15 protein-coding genes and 1 pseudogene are annotated in these 16,628 nt (G+C 65.2%); 4 read left to right on the forward strand and 12 right to left on the reverse strand.

Annotated elements, in window-relative coordinates:
• Positions 1–153: 153 nt before the first annotated feature.
• From AC07UR_RS20055 to AC07UR_RS20065, 3 genes are all read right to left on the reverse strand, one after another.
• Positions 154–1,200, reverse strand: a complete 1,047-nt coding sequence (locus AC07UR_RS20055; protein WP_494700108.1) for a DUF7146 domain-containing protein — start codon at positions 1,198–1,200, stop codon at positions 154–156.
• Positions 1,200–5,540, reverse strand: coding sequence for a strawberry notch-like NTP hydrolase domain-containing protein (locus AC07UR_RS20060; protein WP_494700109.1), 4,341 nt, complete (start codon positions 5,538–5,540; stop codon positions 1,200–1,202). The genes AC07UR_RS20055 and AC07UR_RS20060 overlap by 1 nt, the downstream gene beginning before the upstream one ends.
• A 148-nt stretch (positions 5,541–5,688) precedes the next feature.
• Positions 5,689–5,847 (reverse strand): hypothetical protein, encoded by a 159-nt coding sequence (locus AC07UR_RS20065; RefSeq protein ID WP_494700110.1) that lies wholly within the window; start codon positions 5,845–5,847, stop codon positions 5,689–5,691.
• Between AC07UR_RS20065 and AC07UR_RS20070 the strand changes: the two genes are divergently transcribed.
• Entirely contained in the window at positions 5,846–6,139 is a 294-nt protein-coding gene (locus AC07UR_RS20070) for a hypothetical protein (RefSeq protein WP_494700111.1), read from the forward strand. The two genes, AC07UR_RS20065 and AC07UR_RS20070, sit on opposite strands and share 2 nt — an antisense overlap.
• 4 nt (positions 6,140–6,143) lie before the next feature.
• Here AC07UR_RS20070 and AC07UR_RS20075 read toward each other — a convergent pair.
• The 5 genes and pseudogenes from AC07UR_RS20075 to AC07UR_RS20095 all read right to left on the reverse strand — a co-directional run bounded on the left by AC07UR_RS20075 (position 6,144) and on the right by AC07UR_RS20095 (position 10,642).
• Positions 6,144–6,379 (reverse strand): annotated as a pseudogene (locus tag AC07UR_RS20075) (DUF6117 family protein).
• A complete protein-coding gene (locus AC07UR_RS20080) occupies positions 6,376–6,789 on the reverse strand; it encodes a hypothetical protein (protein ID WP_494700112.1) in 414 nt (137 codons plus the stop codon). The pseudogene AC07UR_RS20075 and the gene AC07UR_RS20080 overlap by 4 nt, the downstream one beginning before the upstream one ends.
• Positions 6,790–6,859: 70 nt before the next feature.
• Complete coding sequence (locus tag AC07UR_RS20085) at positions 6,860–7,081, reverse strand: hypothetical protein (RefSeq protein ID WP_494700113.1); 222 nt, start codon at positions 7,079–7,081, stop codon at positions 6,860–6,862.
• Positions 7,082–7,140: 59 nt separating this feature from the next.
• Entirely contained in the window at positions 7,141–9,273 is a 2,133-nt protein-coding gene (locus AC07UR_RS20090) for a ParB/RepB/Spo0J family partition protein (protein ID WP_494700114.1), read from the reverse strand.
• A 172-nt stretch (positions 9,274–9,445) separates the two neighbouring features.
• A complete protein-coding gene (locus AC07UR_RS20095) occupies positions 9,446–10,642 on the reverse strand; it encodes a DUF932 domain-containing protein (protein WP_494700115.1) in 1,197 nt (398 codons plus the stop codon).
• A 312-nt stretch (positions 10,643–10,954) separates the two neighbouring features.
• Between AC07UR_RS20095 and AC07UR_RS20100 the strand changes: the two genes are divergently transcribed.
• The 3 genes from AC07UR_RS20100 to AC07UR_RS20110 are packed head-to-tail and all read left to right on the forward strand — an operon-like array spanning position 10,955 to position 14,097.
• Entirely contained in the window at positions 10,955–11,566 is a 612-nt protein-coding gene (locus AC07UR_RS20100) for a hypothetical protein (protein ID WP_494700116.1), read from the forward strand.
• Positions 11,567–11,626: 60 nt separating this feature from the next.
• Positions 11,627–12,736: a toll/interleukin-1 receptor domain-containing protein gene (locus tag AC07UR_RS20105; RefSeq protein WP_494700117.1), complete on the forward strand. Its 1,110-nt coding sequence runs from the start codon at positions 11,627–11,629 to the stop codon at positions 12,734–12,736.
• The gene (locus AC07UR_RS20110; RefSeq protein WP_494700118.1) at positions 12,736–14,097 is read left to right on the forward strand and encodes a hypothetical protein; all 1,362 of its coding nucleotides are present in this window, start codon (positions 12,736–12,738) and stop codon (positions 14,095–14,097) included. The genes AC07UR_RS20105 and AC07UR_RS20110 overlap by 1 nt, the downstream gene beginning before the upstream one ends.
• Here the strand turns inward: AC07UR_RS20110 and AC07UR_RS20115 are convergent.
• The 4 genes from AC07UR_RS20115 to AC07UR_RS20130 are packed head-to-tail and all read right to left on the reverse strand — an operon-like array spanning position 14,094 to position 16,588.
• Positions 14,094–14,909, reverse strand: coding sequence for a hypothetical protein (locus AC07UR_RS20115; RefSeq protein ID WP_494700119.1), 816 nt, complete (start codon positions 14,907–14,909; stop codon positions 14,094–14,096). The genes AC07UR_RS20110 and AC07UR_RS20115 overlap by 4 nt on opposite strands.
• Complete coding sequence (locus AC07UR_RS20120) at positions 14,906–15,841, reverse strand: hypothetical protein (RefSeq protein ID WP_494700120.1); 936 nt, start codon at positions 15,839–15,841, stop codon at positions 14,906–14,908. Before AC07UR_RS20120 ends, AC07UR_RS20115 begins: the two co-directional genes overlap by 4 nt.
• Before the next feature lie 8 nt (positions 15,842–15,849).
• Positions 15,850–16,218: an XRE family transcriptional regulator gene (locus AC07UR_RS20125; RefSeq protein WP_371422000.1), complete on the reverse strand. Its 369-nt coding sequence runs from the start codon at positions 16,216–16,218 to the stop codon at positions 15,850–15,852.
• A 4-nt stretch (positions 16,219–16,222) separates the two neighbouring features.
• The gene (locus AC07UR_RS20130; RefSeq protein WP_371421999.1) at positions 16,223–16,588 is read right to left on the reverse strand and encodes a type II toxin-antitoxin system RelE/ParE family toxin; all 366 of its coding nucleotides are present in this window, start codon (positions 16,586–16,588) and stop codon (positions 16,223–16,225) included.
• Between the last annotated feature and the right edge of the window lie 40 nt (positions 16,589–16,628).

The raw sequence follows: 16,628 nt of genomic DNA on the forward strand, positions 1-16,628 counted from the left end.
GCCGCCGGAAAATAGTCGGGCGCCGACGTTGTTGGTCCGGGCCGTTTGCTGGCCGATCGCCCTCTCGAAGGCCGGGTTGCGGCTCTCCCCGACACTTGGGAGCGTCCGAGCGATGCCGGCGACGGCGTTGCCGTCATCAGCATTCCCTTCCGGCTATGCCGCCAGTGCCATGAAGCGCGCGACGTCCTGCGGTGCGATCTGCACCCGCGCCGCTGCCCGCAGGCTCTCCAGTCCCAGTGTTCGCAGATCCTCGTTGAAGTCGCCCAGTCTCGGAGACACGACGATCGCCTCGATCCCGGCGGCGTTCGCCCGTTCGATGAGCGTCGTCATCGCGCCGTCGCCGGCCGGATCGTTGTCGTGCGCGATGTAGAGCCTGCGCAATGTCTCGGGGAACAGGATGGCGGAGAGGTGGGCGGCCGAGAGCGCCGCCGCCATCGCCATGTCGGGCAAGACGCATCGCAGCGACAGCACCGTCTCGATGCCTTCGCCGGCCGCCATTACGTCGCCCGGTACACCAAAGCGGACCGCGTGCCCGAGAAGATCGCCCATCGCGCGCCTCGGGGTATCGATCGGCGCCTTGTCCGAACCGTCCGGAGCAAGCCAGGTACGGTGTGCGCCGGTGATCCGGCCAGCCAGATCGGTGACGGAGGCGATCATCGCCGGCCAGGTCTCGGTCGGGGAATGCTCGTCGGGCCGGTAATAGCATCGGGGGTGGAAACGCAGCGATCCGGTTCTGTGCAAAACCGTAATCGCACGTTCCCGTAGATACGCTTCTACGACAGTGCCCAAAATCGGCTGCGACATCCCGACGAGCCGTCGCGCCGCTTCGGGCGATCCGGTCGGAGCCGGTGCTTTGCGCTCGCCAGCATGCGGTCGGTCCGGTTCGGGATGTGGCATCGACAGGAAGGTGCGGGCCTCATCGGCGACGTCCTTGAAGTCGACCAGGCCGCAGCTCTCACGGATGACGTCGAGGAGATCGCCATGCTCGCCGGTGGCGGCATCGGTCCATTTGCCGGCCGCGCCCTTGCCGGTGTCGCCACCCTTCAGCCGGACGAACATGGAGCGGCCGGGCGTGTTGCGCACATCGCCGACCAGCCAATATCGGCCCTCCCGGTGACCGGCGGAGAGATAATTACGGCACACCGCATCGGCCTGTCGGCCGAGACGGATCGCTAGTTCGGAGGCGTCCTGCCGTGCCATCACGCCGCCTCCCGCTCGCCGACGCGCTCGACAGGGAAGCGCTCGAGCACCTTGCCGAGGATCGCGGGGCCGGTAGCGTCGGTCGGTACGAAGAAGCGCAGCTTCCACGAGATGATCTCGCTGAACAGGCCATAGGCCTGCAGGCGGTCGCGCATCGCGTCGGTGAAGCCCGACAGTTCGATGCGGTTGGCGCCCATGACGCGGACGCGGCGAAGCTGCATGCTTTCAGCGATGTCGAGGATAGTGCGGCCATCCATCAACGCCGTGAAGGCGTCGTCAGGGGTCAACGTGCTCGCCCCCGTTGCCATTGCGCCCGCAACCCACGCCGGCGAGACGCGGCGGCCGATGATGCGCTCGCCCGCGTCGGTCTGGAGTCGATAGACCCGCGTCGACTCGTTCGGCAGCCGCTTCCAGATCGGCAGCAGCAGGCCGGCGACGATGTGGATGGTGCTATCGGAAAATTCCGGCACCTCGGCGATCTCAGCGGTCCAGGCCTCCACGAAGCTGTTCCGATCGGCTTCCTCCCAATGGCTCTCGTCCATCGAGCGGAGGGTGGCATGGTGCTGTTCCATCGGGCGGATCAGCGCGACGCGACGCTCGATCTCGCCATCGTCGAGCATGATGGACGATGCTGGAACCTGTACGGCGGCTCGGCCGGAGCGGCCGTTGACCAGCAGCTTTGTGCGCGGGTCGGCGAGAAGATCGAACGCGCCGTCGAGCGAGGTCGGACGGTTGCGTTCGCGCCGGGTGACAGTGAGCAACTGCGTCTCGGCGCTGGTGCCTGGATGGACATGGATGGTGCGACGGTCGGTGACGATGAAGCTCTCGGCCTGGAGCGTCTCCAGCCCGAGGTCATAGACGCCGCTGGTGATGGCGCCCTCGATCTTGGCGTTGAGGAGCTGCTCGAAGGCGGTGAACAGGATGCCCTGTAGCGAGATGGTCAGCGCCAGAAGCCGATTGAGGAAGGTGGTGATCGGCGGCAGCTCGTCCTTGATGCCGTTGTCGTCCATCAGCTTCAGGGCAGTGGCGTCCTCGAACATCTGCAGCGAGCAACCTTCGACCTTGCCGCGCACGAGCAGGAGATAGAGCTGGCGCAGCGCATCGCGCGCATAGTGCGATTCCAGATTGTCCGCGGGGCGGAAGAGGCCCTGTCCGCCAGTCTGGCGCTGGCCGCGCGTGATCGCCCCCAGCGTGTCGAGCCGGCGGGCGATCGTCGACAGGAAGCGCTTCTCTGCCTTCACATCGGTGGCGATCGGCCTGAACAGTGGTGGCTGCGCCTGGTTGGTGCGGTTGGTGCGGCCGAGCCCCTGGATCGCGGCATCCGCCTTCCAGCCCGGTTCGAGCAGGTAATGGACGCGGAGCCGCTGGTTCCGCGCCGACAGATCGGCGTGATAGCTGCGCCCGGTCCCGCCAGCATCCGAGAAGATCAGGATGCGCTTCAAGTCATCCATGAAGGCGGAGGTTTCCGCTAAATTGGCAGAGGCGGCGCGGTTCTCGACGGCGAGGCGTTCGCCCCTGCCGTCGGCACCCGACTTGCGGACGATCCGCCGCGATCGGCCGGTGACTTCCGCGACGATGTCGGTGCCGAAGCGCTGGACGATCTGGTCGAGCGCGCCGGGGACCGGCGGCAGGCTGGCCAGCGTCTCGATCAGGCGATCCCGGCGTGCGACGGCCTCGCGGCTCTCGACGGGCTGGCCAGCGCGATAGACCGGCCGCGACGACAGGTTGCCCTCGCTATCGGTGAACGGCTCGTAGAGCTGCACCGGGAAGGAATGGGCGAGGTAATCGAGGACATATTCCCTCGGCGTGATGTCAACGCGGACGTCGTTCCATTCCTCGGTCGGGATCTCGGCCAGCCGGCGTTGCATCAGAGCCTCGCCGGTGGAGACGATCTGGATGACGGCGGCATGGCCATCGGCCAGGTCCTGATCGATCGAACGGATCAGGGTCGGCGTCTTCATGCTCGTGAGCAGGTGGCCGAAGAAGCGCTGCTTGGCGCTCTCGAAGGCCGAGCGGGCGGCGGACTTCGCCTGCCGGTTCAGCGTGCCGGTATCGCCCGTGATGTTGGCGGCCTGCATCGCGGCGTCGAGATTGTTGTGAATGATCGCGAACGCCCCGGCATAGGCGTCGTAGATGCGCGTCTGCTCGGGGGTGAGTTGGTGCTCGACCAGTTCATATTCGACGCCGTCATAGGAGAGCGACCGGGCGGTGTAGAGGCCGAGCGAGCGCAGATCGCGTGCGAGCACTTCCATCGCCGCGACGCCGCCATCCTCGATCGCTTCGACGAATTCGGCGCGCGTGGCGAAGGGGAAATCCTCGCCGCCCCACAGGCCAAGCCGTTGCGCATAGGCGAGATTGTGCACCGTGGTGGCGCCGGTCGCGGAGACATAGACGACACGCGCATTCGGAAGCGCGTGCTGGAGCCGCAAGCCCGCACGGCCCTGTTGCGAGGCAGCGACGTCGCCGCGTTCGCCCTTGCCGCCAGCGGCGTTCTGCATGGCGTGGCTCTCGTCGAAAATAATCACTCCATCGAAATCGGAGCCCAACCATTCGACGATCTGTTTGACACGAGAAAGCTTCTCGCCGCGGTCGTCGGACCGTAGCGTGGCATAGGTGGTGAATAGGACGCCTTGGCCGAGCGTGATCGGCTTGCCCTGCGGGAAGCGCGACAGCGGCGTCACCAGCAGGCGTTCCATTCCGAGGGCCGACCAGTCGCGCTGCGCGTCCTCCAGCAGCTTGTCGGATTTGGAGATCCAGACCGCCTTACGCCGTCCGCGCATCCAGTTGTCGAGGATGATGCCGGCTGCCTGGCGGCCCTTGCCGGCGCCGGTGCCGTCGCCGAGCATGAAGCCGCGACGGAAGCGCACTGCGTTCTGCGCATCGTCCGGCGCAGCCGAGACGAGATCGAAGGTCTCGTCCACGGTCCAGGCCCCGGCGAGGAATTCGCCATGGGCTTCGCCAGCATAGATGACGGTTTCGAGCTGGGCGTCGGACAGGATGCCGTCGGTGACGATACTGGCGGGCAGCCGGGGCCGATAGCTCGGCTTCGGCGGCGCGACCGAGGCCATCGCGGCAGACTGGACCAGCTTGGTCGGGTGCGCCTGAGCGGCGGGAATACGGATCGCCTGAAGGCCGTATTCCTCGTAGATGGCATCGGTTAGCCGGCCACCCTCGGGAGGCGTCCAGTCGACGATCTCATAGGCGAGTTCGACGCCCTCGGGTTCGGCGATCGAACGGGCAACCGGCGATGATGCGGCGCGAGCGAGATAGCCGCGCACGGTGCGCGGCACGGAAGCGGCCAAATCGACCTTCGGCAGCGCGACCGGTAGGCGTGCGGGAAGCTGGGCTTCGATCCAGCCGAGCAGCGTCGTGACATCGGGCGCAATACCGGCGGATGGCGGAAAGACCGTGCAATCGTCGGCAGGTTTCTTTTCGATGACAGTCAGCCGGGTCTCGATGGTCGTGCCATGCTTGGCGTAGACTGCGCCGTCGATGGCTGCGGTGAACACGACACGTCCGCGCTCCTGCAACCGGGCAAACGCGTCGCGCCAGGCCGGTGCGTCGGGCGCGAAGCTGGCGCCCGTGATCGTCACGAGCCGTCCGCCATCCGCCAGACGCGCCAGCGCCGAGGCGACGTGGCGATAGGCGGCCTCGGCCATGCGGCCGGAGACGTTCGCCATCACCGAGAATGGCGGGTTCATCAACACGACGCTCGGCACCGCTGTCGCATCGACGTGATCGTCGATCTGGGCTGCGTCGAAGCGTGTGACGGGGATGGCCGGAAAGAGGGAGGACAGAAGGCCTGCGCGCGTGTCGGCCAGCTCGTTGAGCATTAGCCTCGCCCCAGCGATCTCGGCGAGGATGGCGAGCAGCCCGGTTCCGGCCGAGGGCTCCAGCACGCAGTCCGCGGGTGTGATCGCGGCGGCGGCAATCGCAGCGAGACCGAGTGGCACCGGCGTAGAGAACTGCTGGAAGGCCTGCGTCTCTTCCGAGCGCCGCGTATGCGTCGGCATCAGGCTCGCGATCTTGGTCAGCATGGGGAGACTGGCGGTCGGAGAGCCGGACTTGCGGAAAACCGCCTTTCCGTATTTGCGCAGAAACAGCACGGTCGCCGCTTCGCAGGCTTCGTAAGCCGTCTTCCAGTCCCAGGCGCCGCACGTGTCGGAAGCGCCGAAGGCTGCCTCCATCGCGCCGCGCAAGGTTACGGCATCGACGGGCTGGCCGCGTTCGAGATGCGGGAGAAGGTGTTGGGCCGCGGCGAGGATGGCGGCGGGCGGCGGGCTCACGGCAAGCGGAGACGACGCGGCGGGAGCGGCCGCGGATGCGGAAGCGATGGTCATGAAGGGCACCTCGGGAGAGCGGAAACGGAGGAGCCGGCAGGCGCTCTCTCTCGACCGCACCGGCTCGAACCCGTCCCGGCCAACCTCTCACTCTGGCGCGCGCGATGACCTTTTGACCGCTTCGTCTTCCGAGGTCGGCCGCGCGCCGCTACACTCCGTCATCCAACACATGGCGGGCGGCGGCCTCGACGATCGAGGACGCGTGCGCTTCACTGAGCGGGGTCAAGGGAGAGACGGACATGAAGGCAAGCGCGATCGGCACGGTGGCGGCGGGATGCCTGGTGGTGGGGTTTGGCGCTGGGTTCATGGCGCGCCCCATGATTTCGCCGGGCGGATCGTCGGCCGCCGCCGTCGCCGGCGTCGCGCAGCCGACCGAGGAAGAGGCGATCGCCGCCGTGCGGCGCCATCGCCTCTTCACGGGAACCTCGCTCGCCAATGCGACTCTGAAGCTCGGCGATTGTTCTCCAGGTGGCGTCGGTCCTGGCGTGACATGCATGACGCAGCTCACGATGGATACGACCCGGGCCAACGCCACACCGCAGAACAGGCCGGTCGGCTTCGCGCGCGTGAACGGCCAGTGGGAAGTGGCGGTCTGGTAGCGGATCAATCCGCGATGCAGGAGCCGCCATTCGGAGGCGTGTACGCCTCGTAGGGATCGCCGTCGGCGAGGTGACCGAACGGCGTGAACACGTAGTCGCCATCATCGCGGCCGACCGCGCAGATGACGTAGCGGGTCTCTCCGGTTGCGGCGTCGGCGCATTCCATCAGCGCCAGGGCACCATCGGCCGCAGCGCGGAGCAGCGTCTGGAATTGTCCCGCGCATGATCCGGGATGCTCATGTCGCGCCTCCCGCAGCGAGGCGGTCGGCGAGCCAGCCGCCGCTGCTCATCCATTCGATGGTCTGCCCCGTCGTCAGGTCGAGGAGATGGGCGCCTCCGGAAAAGCCGTCGATGCGCGGCTCGGACGCGATGCCGGCCCATTGGAAACCCCAGCGTCCGGCGAGGCCAAACGCCTCTGCGCAGCGCGTCACGAAGGTAATGAGGAGCTGGGGGTCGGCGGTGCCCGGATCGCGCATCCAGAGGCGCGTGGGGCCATGTTCCGGTTCGATCGAAAGCAGGAACGGTTCGGCCGGAGGGTCTTCGGCGGCGTTCTGCGCTATCAGGTCGTTGTAGATGTCGAGGGCGCGCGCTGCGTTCTCGACCGTGCCCACATCCAGCAGGCATGAGAAGCGTGTGAAATACTCCGCCACGGCGGTCTCCTGAAACGAAAAGAGCCCGGCGCGTGGCCGGGCTCGAGGTGGATGAAAGGATGTGGTGGGGTCAGTAGCCGAACTTCCAGGACGGCCATGGCTGCCCGTCGTCGGATGCGCCGACGGCCTCGTGGAGATCGGCGCTGTCGCCCTCGACGACGGTGGGGTGACGCACGGGTGTTTCGTCGATCACCGTCACGCGGCAGACGAGGCCATCTTCGACCTCGACGTGAACGGGAACGAGATACTGGAAGACGACGCGGCGCGGCACATCGATGATGGAGGTATCCATCTGAAGGCTCCTTGAAAAATGCGGCGGGGAGCGATCGGCGTCGCTCCCCGCCAAGGGGCCTATTCGGCGGCGATCAGGTCGGAGGCGTCCGCATCGGCCTCGGTCACCTCGTCATCGTCACCGGCGAGGAAGTCCGGCAACGCTTCGGTGTCACCGGCCTCGCCGACGTCAGGCCGATCGGCAAGATCAGCGAGGCGCAGCGGTTCGGGCAGCCAGCCGCTGTCGGCGAGCAGGCGCTCGGCCTCCTTGGCCATGTCGCCCTTCTTCAGATGGTCGATGAGCTGGGCGGCTTGTTCGCCCTTCGCCTCGCGGACCGCTTCGAGGATGCGCGGCTTCGTAACGCGATTGAGGTAGTTGCCGAATGTCGGACGCCAGCCAGCCTCCACCATGTCGAGCCCGGTCGCCCGCGTCAGGCGGTCGGCCTGGGCCAGTCGCATGTCGAGCGTATGCTGCGACACGCCGCTGGAGCTGTGCGGATTCGGCCGCTCGTAGAGCGCGTTCACGCCGTAGCTGACGCAGTGCGCCAGCAGCGCCATGCGGCTTGTATCGTCGAGGCCGGCGAGCCAATCCCAAAGTGCGTCGTCGTCTTTCGGGATGTCGGCGGCCCAGGCGTCGTGACGCTCCTGCACCGCCCGCGCTGAGGGGCTGTCCTTCAGCGCCTCGTCCTGGACGGGGAAGTAGATGTGCTTCACCCCCGCCTCCATGGCTCCGGCATACATCCGGGTCATGAACCGGTCCGAGACGAGCTTGTGCAGCAGCGCCGTCATGGCGATGTGCGGGTTGTTGGCGACGGCATCACGCAGCGCGAGTGTGCGGTAGGCGGTCAGCTCGATGACCAGGCGTTCGGGCAGCGGCTTGATGGTGTCGTCCTCGTCGTCATCTTCCGGTTCGGCGGGCTGGCCCCCGATGGTGATGACGGCGCGCTGCACCGTCGGGCCTTCGGGCTCGCTCGATACGCCATCGGTCCCCGACCCGGTGTCTCCGTCGCCGTCGACTGGGATGACAGGGACATCCTCGGGCCGGACAAAGCCGCGATCGACCGTGAGCGAGCCGTCGGCGTCGATGCTGACGAATACGCCGGCGATGGCGATATCGGCCGGCTCGTAGTGAATCGGGCGATCCTCGAAGCTCGCGAGCGCGGTCTCGATTTCACCGAGACGCTGATCGACCTCGTCCGGCAGCTCGTCGGCGTCCTGATATTCGGCTTCAAGCCTGGCCATCTCGGCGTTCAGCGCGTCGATGGTCGCCTGCTCCGCCGCCGTCAGATCGAGGGCCGTGCCGGCGATCTCCTGCAGGCCGCGTGCCGCGTCATAAGGGAAACTGACCGCCACCTCGATCCACTTCCAGCCTTCCGCAGCGATGGTCTCGGCTTCAGCCTTCAGCTTCTCGCCAACAAGCCGATCGAGGAGCGCCGGGTCGTGAAGCCAGCCGCCATCGTCGGACTGGAAAAGGTCGCGCATGACGATGCCGCCCACCGCCTCATAAGCCTCGATCCCGATGAACACAGCGCGCTTGTCGGATGCCCGCACCGTCTTCTCGGTCAGCATGCGCTTGATCTGATAGGGCTCCTTGGACCAGGCGTCCTTGATCGCGTCCCAGACCTGCTCCTGGCGTACATGGTCATCGGAGACCGTGAAGGCCATGAGTTGCTCCAGCGTCATGCCGTCCTCGGCATAGACGTCAAGGAGCGCCTGTGAGACCGCCGCAAGGCGCAGCCGCTGTTTCACGACATTGGCCGGGACGAAGAACGCTGCGGCGATTTCCTCCTCGGTCATGTGCTTGGCGCGCATGTCCTGGAAGGCGCGGAATTGATCGAGCGGATGAAGCGGGGCACGCTCAATATTCTCAGCGAGCGAAACTTCCTCTGCGAGGATCTCGCTGTCGCGGTCGCGCACGATGCAGGGCACCGGCGCGATCTTGGCGAGGCGCTTCTGCTTCACGAGCAGTTCGAGGGCGCGGAAGCGTCGGCCGCCAGCCGGGACCTCGAACATGCCGGTCTCGACGCCATCGGCATCGACGACCGGCTGAACGCTGAGGCTCTGGATCAGGCCGCGACGCGCGATCGAGGTGGCGAGGTCCTCGATCGAGACGCCGGCCTTCACGCGCCGGATGTTGGACTGGGACAGGACCAGCTTGTTGAAAGGGATGTCGCGCGAGGACGACAGGGTGATCTTCTGAACGGCAGTAGCCATCGGGTAGTCTCCGCGACGGGCGCCGAGAGACTCTCTCTCAGCCCTAAACCCGTCACGGAGCGAAGCGCCGCCCTCTTCCTCTAAAGGGGGCAGCGCCACGGAACGGAATTGGGGGACACGCGGAAGCGCAAAGCCGGAGACACGGAAAACCGCATCTCCGGCTTTGCGGAGGTCAGGCGGCTCGATCGAGCAGCTTCTTCGCCTTGGCCTCCATGTCGAGGCGGGCGTCCTGATGGGGCTTGTCGCGCGCAACGGCGGTGATGCCCTGCACAAAATCGAAGATGCTCTGGGGCGGTCGTCCTTCCTCGGCCAACACCGTGTCGATAATCTTGCCGGTCTCGGCCTTCGAGAAGCCGCGGCGACGCAGGAAGTCGGTGCGGTCCTCGTCGGTTCTGGCGACGATCCGCTCGCGGGCGGCCTTGATGCCGTTGACGAATGGCAGGGGCGAGGAGTTTGCGAAGTTCAGCAGCGCCGGGGCCGCCTCGTGCGCGAACCGGTTGGCGGCATATTTGCTGTGGCGGATGGTGATTTCTTCGAAATCCTCCACGCCCCAGAGATTTCGATTCTGGCAAACCGCGCGCAGATAGAAGCTCGCCATGCCAAGCGTCTTGGCGCCGACCTCGGAGTTCCAGCAGTAGAAGCCCCGGAAGTAGAGATCCGGCGAGCCGTCAGGCAGGCGGCCAGCTTCGATCGGATTCAGGTCGTCGACCAGGAACAGGAAGACGTCGCGGTCGGAGGCATAGAGCGTGGTCGTATCCTTGGTGATGTCGACCCGCGGATTGTAGATGCCGGTCGACCAGTCGAGCACGCCGGGCACTTTCCAACGTGTGTCGCCCGTGCCGTTGCCGGCAATGCGCTGCACGGCCTCGACCAGTTCGTGATCGTAGATGCGGCCGTAGTCCGGGCCAGTGACGGCGCGCAGTTCGACACGGCCAGTATCGGTTTCCAGCGTCTTGATCTGCTCTGCCCGATTGGACGTCAGGCCGTATTGCAGGTTGATCGCGGCGAGCGGCGCGGGAAGCTGGCGCAGATAGGCTGCCGGCGCGCCGACCAGGCTGGCCAGTTGGCCGAAGCTCCAATGGGTCGGGGCGATGGGCGTATCCGTGCCCGGCAGGATCAACGCCAGCCGTTCCGGGTCGCTGCGGTTCGCTTCGACATGGATCAGGGCGCTTTCCGCCACGCGGGTCCGGCTGCGATCTGCGCGGTCACGGACGGCCCGCGCCAGCTCGGACAGCGACAGGTAGCGCTCGTCTGCGGGCCGGGAAAACCATTCCGACGAGACGCGGCCGATTCGCTCGCCGCGGCCGACATCCACTTTGTAGCCGCCGCTGGTGTCGCGGCGGGCGTCTAGAACCGAAACCTGGGTCATGGGACCAATCTCCATGACGGGCGCCGGAGACCTCTTCTCCAGCCCTCAACCCGTCACGGCAAAGCCGGTCCGTCCTCTTCCTCTAAAAGGGGCGTTGCGGGGCCTCCCGCAGAAGGGGTCGGCCGAGACGCAAGGCTCGGACGCAGGGGAAGGCTTTCCCCTCCGGGCGGTCCTAAGGTTTCGGACGTTCTGCGCGAAGAAAGAGTGCGGACGAACGGCGGCTCAATCTGCTACCAGTAGCTTGAGCCATTCCGCGTTGAAGGACGATTACTCTCGGCCCATCAGCTACACTAACGGCCGGGGAGGATTGTCATGGATTTCGAGGATCTCGTTACGGCGCTGTCGCCGCCGCCAAACCGGGTCGGAAAATCCGACGGCGAACACGAACACCATCTCTACGAAGGCGCGGTCATGATCGCCTATGCCATGCACCTGTTACGGACGCAGGATACCCAGCACGTCCGTGTTCACCCCGATGGAGAGCACGGCAAGCAATTCGACTTCGCCGCCTGGTTGCTTCGGCGCGACTTCATCAAGATCTCGAGCGTCGGCACCACCAGCTATGGCGGCACATACCGGAACGCCGCGGGCCAGCAGATCACCGTCAATCCAAAGTCGGGGCTGGGTGATGTGGTCGCAGAGGTCGGCAACCACGTCATCTCCGCCGAATGCAAGGGCGGGATCATCAACACGAGGCATTCGGGCCAGGTGTCTCGACTCTACAAGGGTTTGTGCGAGACGGTTGGCATGTTGATGGCGACGCCGTCGCAAGGACGGCAAGTGGCCGTCGTCCCATTCACGGAAGGCACCTTGCGACTGGCGGAGCGACTGGCGCCGCGTTGCGCGCTGGCCGGCATCGAGATCGCGCTGGTCGGAAGTCGCGGCGAGGTCAAGGACGTGAGGCCGGTCCCGGTCTCGGGGTGAGACTGTGGGGCTGGGCGCATCATCGGGCGAGACCACAGAAGACAATAAAGGGGAGAGTTGATGAAGCGCGTGCTGACGGTCGGGGTCACATATACCGGCGATAAGATCGAAGGTGTCGAGATTGAAAATCTCGGACTGTGCCAGGCTGGGGTGGATAAGGCGCGCGCGGCGTTTCCGCTCTACGAGTACGACACGATCATCATCAATCCGCAGAGCTATTCTCATTTCCTGTTCGGCGCGGAGGGGGAGTTCTCGAACGAACCCAATGAGCTGGGGAAGCTCAAGCGCCAGAATGACAGCTACGACATCGATTCCGCCTTCCTGGCTGACGATCGGGAAAAGGAGATGGAGGCCGCGATCGCGGCCGGCGCCACCGTGGTCTGGTGCTTGTCGGAGCCAAAGCGGATGAACTTCTTCGGCTATCGCGAAACCCATCTGGGCTACGCCGCACCGAAGGTCGGCGGGCTTGTGAAGCGTTCGGACCTGCTCGTGAAGAAGGGGCGGCGGATGGGCGCGATCGATCACGATAGCCCGTTCGTGCGCTATTTCGATGTCCTGTCGAAGACGGGCTGGACCTTGTGCCTGTCGGACCCGGCCGAGGGGATAACTTCGATCGCGTCGACGCCGGAGGGCTATAGCCTCGGCGGGCGCGTGGCGCTTGGAATGACGGTCGGGTGGCTGTTGACGCCGCCGACGTCGCCGGACGCCGAGAACCAACTGGTCCGGGATAGCCTGGCGCTGGAGAAGGCCGACCCGGCCCACGAGAAATATCACGGGATTTTCCTGAGCCATACCGGCGTCGACAAGCCGTTCGTGCGTCGCCTGCGAACCGACCTGCTCGCTCATGGCGTGCCGCGAGTCTGGCTGGACGAAGCCGAAATCGACATTGGTGACTCGCTCATCGCCAAGATCGACGAGGGCATGAAGCTCAGCCGCTACATCGCCGTCGTGCTCTCGACCAAGTCGATCGACGCCCCTTGGGTGAAGAAGGAGCTCGACGTGGCAATGAATCGGGAGATCACCAGCGGCGAGGTTGTCGTGCTGCCGCTTCTCTACGAGCCGTGCGAGCTGCCAGAGTTTCTGAAAGGCAAGATGTACGCCGATTTCTCGAAACCCGAGGAGTATGAAGCGATGCTGGCAAAGCTCTTGCGCCGACTGCGGATCACCTGATGAGCGACGCACAGCCAGGCCCGAGCGAGGCAATGTTGCACGCGATGGCGGAGCTGTGGCGGCTGGCTCCGCCGGGGCCTGACAATTTCCTCGCCGCACCGGCGTTCGTGCGGCTGCGTGAAGCCTGCCGTGACGGCTATCCCAATGCCGGGAAGGAGGGGCCGACCTTCGCACTCTCGACGGCGCTGCGCTCGCTCGGTCTGCCATGCGAGCTTCGCACGGACGCGGCGCATCTCGCGTCTCCTGTCGAGGTGGCGGCGATAGGGCTCGACACAGCATTTCGCGCGACCCACGCGCGCCGTGTCCATCTCGCGCCGCTCGATCTGGCAGAGGAGCTTCCGTCCCTTGCGTTCGGGCCGGCGCGGGTTGCCCAGTTCAAGGCGGACGAGCTTCGCGCGCTCGTCGACACGACGCGGCTGAAGCGCATGTTTCAGGGCGTCGATTTCGATGCCGATCGGTTTTCGGAATTCCATTGGCTGGTGGTCGAGGAAGAGGTGGCGCTCGACAAGGAGCCGGAGGCGCGTGCCGTCCCCGTGCTGTTCATGGACATGCGGCAGGATCTCGGCCAGATCGAACCACACAAAGGGCGGTTTCCGGGTGCGCTCGAGGACGCGCTGTTCTTCTTCCTGCTGGCGCCCTGGGAAGGCTGGTCGACAATGCCGGAGGTCGACTGGCGCGGCTTCCGCGTCCCGTGGGTTTATACCGTGGACAACGACATCTTCGTGCGCCCCAGCTCACCGCCATCGTCCGATACGCTCAACTGGGAAGACCGCGTTTATGACGACGGCTATGGCGGGACGGTGGAGGTAGAGCGGCCCCTGGAATTACGGTTATCCGACGAGGCCAGGACAGAGGTGGCCGTTTGGGATCAACATCGATGGGCGATCGTGGAGCAGGCGAAGCGGACCGTCCTGTTCGAAACGCCGATCGCCCATTTCCTCGTGCGCGCATTTCTGGCCGAGGGTGTCGATGAGTTTCTGGCGCATATCACCACGATCGAGGCGGCTCTGGGCCTGCAGGCCGACTATCAGAAGAGCTTTCGCGTCGCCCCGGACCGGCACAAAAAAATGAGCCCTACGAGAAGAATGCGTGGACGGGTGGCCGGGCTGCTGGGAGATCGCGGCTATGCCGACCAGTACGAGACGCTTTTCAATGTCAGGAGCGCATTCCTGCACGGCCGCGCTATGGCGGCGATCTCGACCAGTGAACGTGTCCTGGCGCGCTCACTGGCGCGACAGGTCGTCGAAGCGCTCATCCTGGCGACTCAGGCCGGGCCGATCCCCTCACGAGAAGACTTCCTCGATGATCTGCTCGATAAAGGCGCTCCTATGATCCAGGTAGTCGCAGGGTCGCCGAACTAAGCATCGTCACCGAACCGGTCATGAAAGGCGGCTGGATAGCCCCGCCCGAGGGTCGCGAAGTCTGGCTCGCCGCCGCTATGTACGCGCAGCAGCGCTTCGGGGCCGAGGTGCGAAGAAGCGTATAGGTCGAACCCGCCCCAATCGGCGTGACAGTCGAGCGAGCGCGCATAGAGCGCGATCACCGCCTTGGCTGCTGAATAGGCGTCGGGCGTGACATTGAGGGGGACAGCGATTTCGAGGACGCGCGGGGCGCCGAGGTTCGAGAGCCTGTCGAGGATCTCGCCGTCGTCGTGATTGAAATAGGCGGATTCACCGCCCCAATGGGCGAGCAGAGAGGTCACGCCGCCATCGTCGATTCGGTGCGGGTGGGACGTCATCCAGAACTTGTCGGCTCGTGAGCCGAACTGGTCTTTGTGGAAGGGACTCGCGTCAAAGATCGCCCGGGCTTCATCGAAGCTGAAATCGCCATCCGCGACGCGGTCCGCTAGGCGCGCGCGCAAGGTTTCGAGCGTTGCCGGATAAAGCCCGTTGCTCGTGGCGGTCTCGACCTCGCGGTCGGTCATGCGCGTGTGATGCCAAGCCCGGATCGTCCGGGTTTGCATGACCGCCATCAAGTCCTCGGAGAAGCTGTAATAGGCCCCGGCATAGGGGTTGGACGGGATCGGACCCCTATGGTCCGAAGCTTCGCGCTTCAGGTAGTTCGTCCGATCCGTCGCGAAATAGTCGATGAGGAGTTGCTGCTGATCGCGCAACCCTTCCATCAAGGCCACGTCGAAGGTGTCGAGATTCCAGACGTCGATCAGCGTCGTCATTGCTCGGCCGACGCTTCCGCCAATGGCTCGGGTGCGAGGATGTCCGACGATTCCCACGCCTCTCCCTGGGGCGTGGTGACGAACTCCCGATCCCAGACGCCCCAGTTCGTCGGAAGCGGGACCTGCGCGAGGGGATTATGGACGTAGGTGAGTGGTCTGCCTTGGCGCGAAAGGTTGCCGAGCCCGACGCGCGACCAGAGAACGCCGGAGATGTCAGCGAACCGTTCGTCGAGAAAGGCCGTGCGCGGTATGGGCTCGCGTTCGCGGTCGATAAAGGGCGCTGAATGGAATCCTTCCTCGACAACATTGCCGGTCTCCCGATCGATCGTGACGAAGGCATCGCCGATTGGGAACAGCGAGGTCATGATGAGCGGCAGGGGCCTTTCGGCGACATACACACCGAAGCGGCTTGCGCTGATGGCGATGATTCGCACGTCGTCAGGGCCGATAACGCCCTGAGCAAGGTAGCGTGCGATCTTCTGCGCCTTCGTCCAGAACGCGCTCGTCGTGCGCAATTGCGCCTGGCGGATCGGCGCGGCGGAGAGACCACCACCTTCATTCATTGGGACAGGTCGCACAATTTGATCAGGGCCGGGGTCGCCCTCGTCGGGTGTGATCGCTTCGATCCAGATGCGCCGTCCCTCTTCTACGACGCACAGATCCGGTTGACCGCCGGCGCGCTGACGCTCGACGACAGGCAGCAGCGCGCGGCCCGCTTCGAGTAGCGTGCAGCCAAGGTACATTTCCCAGAACCGGCCATCGACATCGCGCGCGAAGCCCTGGGGGAAGTCCGGATCAGCATAAGGCTCATAGGTCGCCCACAGCGATTCGATCAGCTCGTGAAGCTGCTGCTCGTGGCGGGATTCCGCCGCTCTGAGATTCACGAAGCCGCGGTCGAGATTCTCTCCATCGACATCAAACAGGCGCGTCATCGGGGCTCCTACCGCAAGCCAACGACCTTGCGCCGAGCGACGGTAGGCTTGCCGGTCGGCGCGGCGACATCACCGAGATGGTGGATCGTGAATGCCGGACGAGCCGGCAGCTTCACGGTTAGTTCCAGCTTTCCGCCTATCGCCTCGACATAACTGCGAAGCGTCGAGAGATACATGTCCGCCTGCTTCTCAATCTTCGAGACCGAGGGCTGCTTGATGTTCAGCGCCGTCGCGATGTCGGCCTGGGCTTTGCCGGCAATCTGCCGCAACTCGCGGAGGCCCTCGACCTCCTGCTTCAGCTCTTCGTAGCGCGCTTCGATCTGCTCCTGCTGGTCGCGGGGTAGAGAAGCGATGATTTCGTCCAGGCTCCGGCCCATCGGATCAGTCCTTCTTTGCGGACTTCAGGTTTTCCAGATGTGCGGAAAACCGGCTGTCCGCCTTTGCAATAAGCTGCTTATAGAAGCGCTTCTGGCTGCCGCCGGATTTGTCGCCCGCGACGAGAAGGATGGCCTTCCGTTCGGGATCAAAGGCGAAGGCAGCACGCCATTCGCCGTCGGCGGCCGAGAAGCGCATCTCCTTCATGTTGGCGTGTTTCGAGCCTTTGAGCGTGTCGGCATAGGGCCGACCGAGCTGCGGGCCGTATTCGCCTAGCAGCTTCGCGACCGCCAGCAATTCGGTCTGGACCTCGCGCTCGAAAGCCAGAAACTCCGCCTCGAAGGCATCATGCAGTCTGACGTTCCAAGTCATATAGCCTCCAAGCTATGTGGAGTCAATGGTGAGCTGGATC

It is taken from the genome of Ensifer sp. GW821-FHT05G01, from assembly GCF_059419585.1.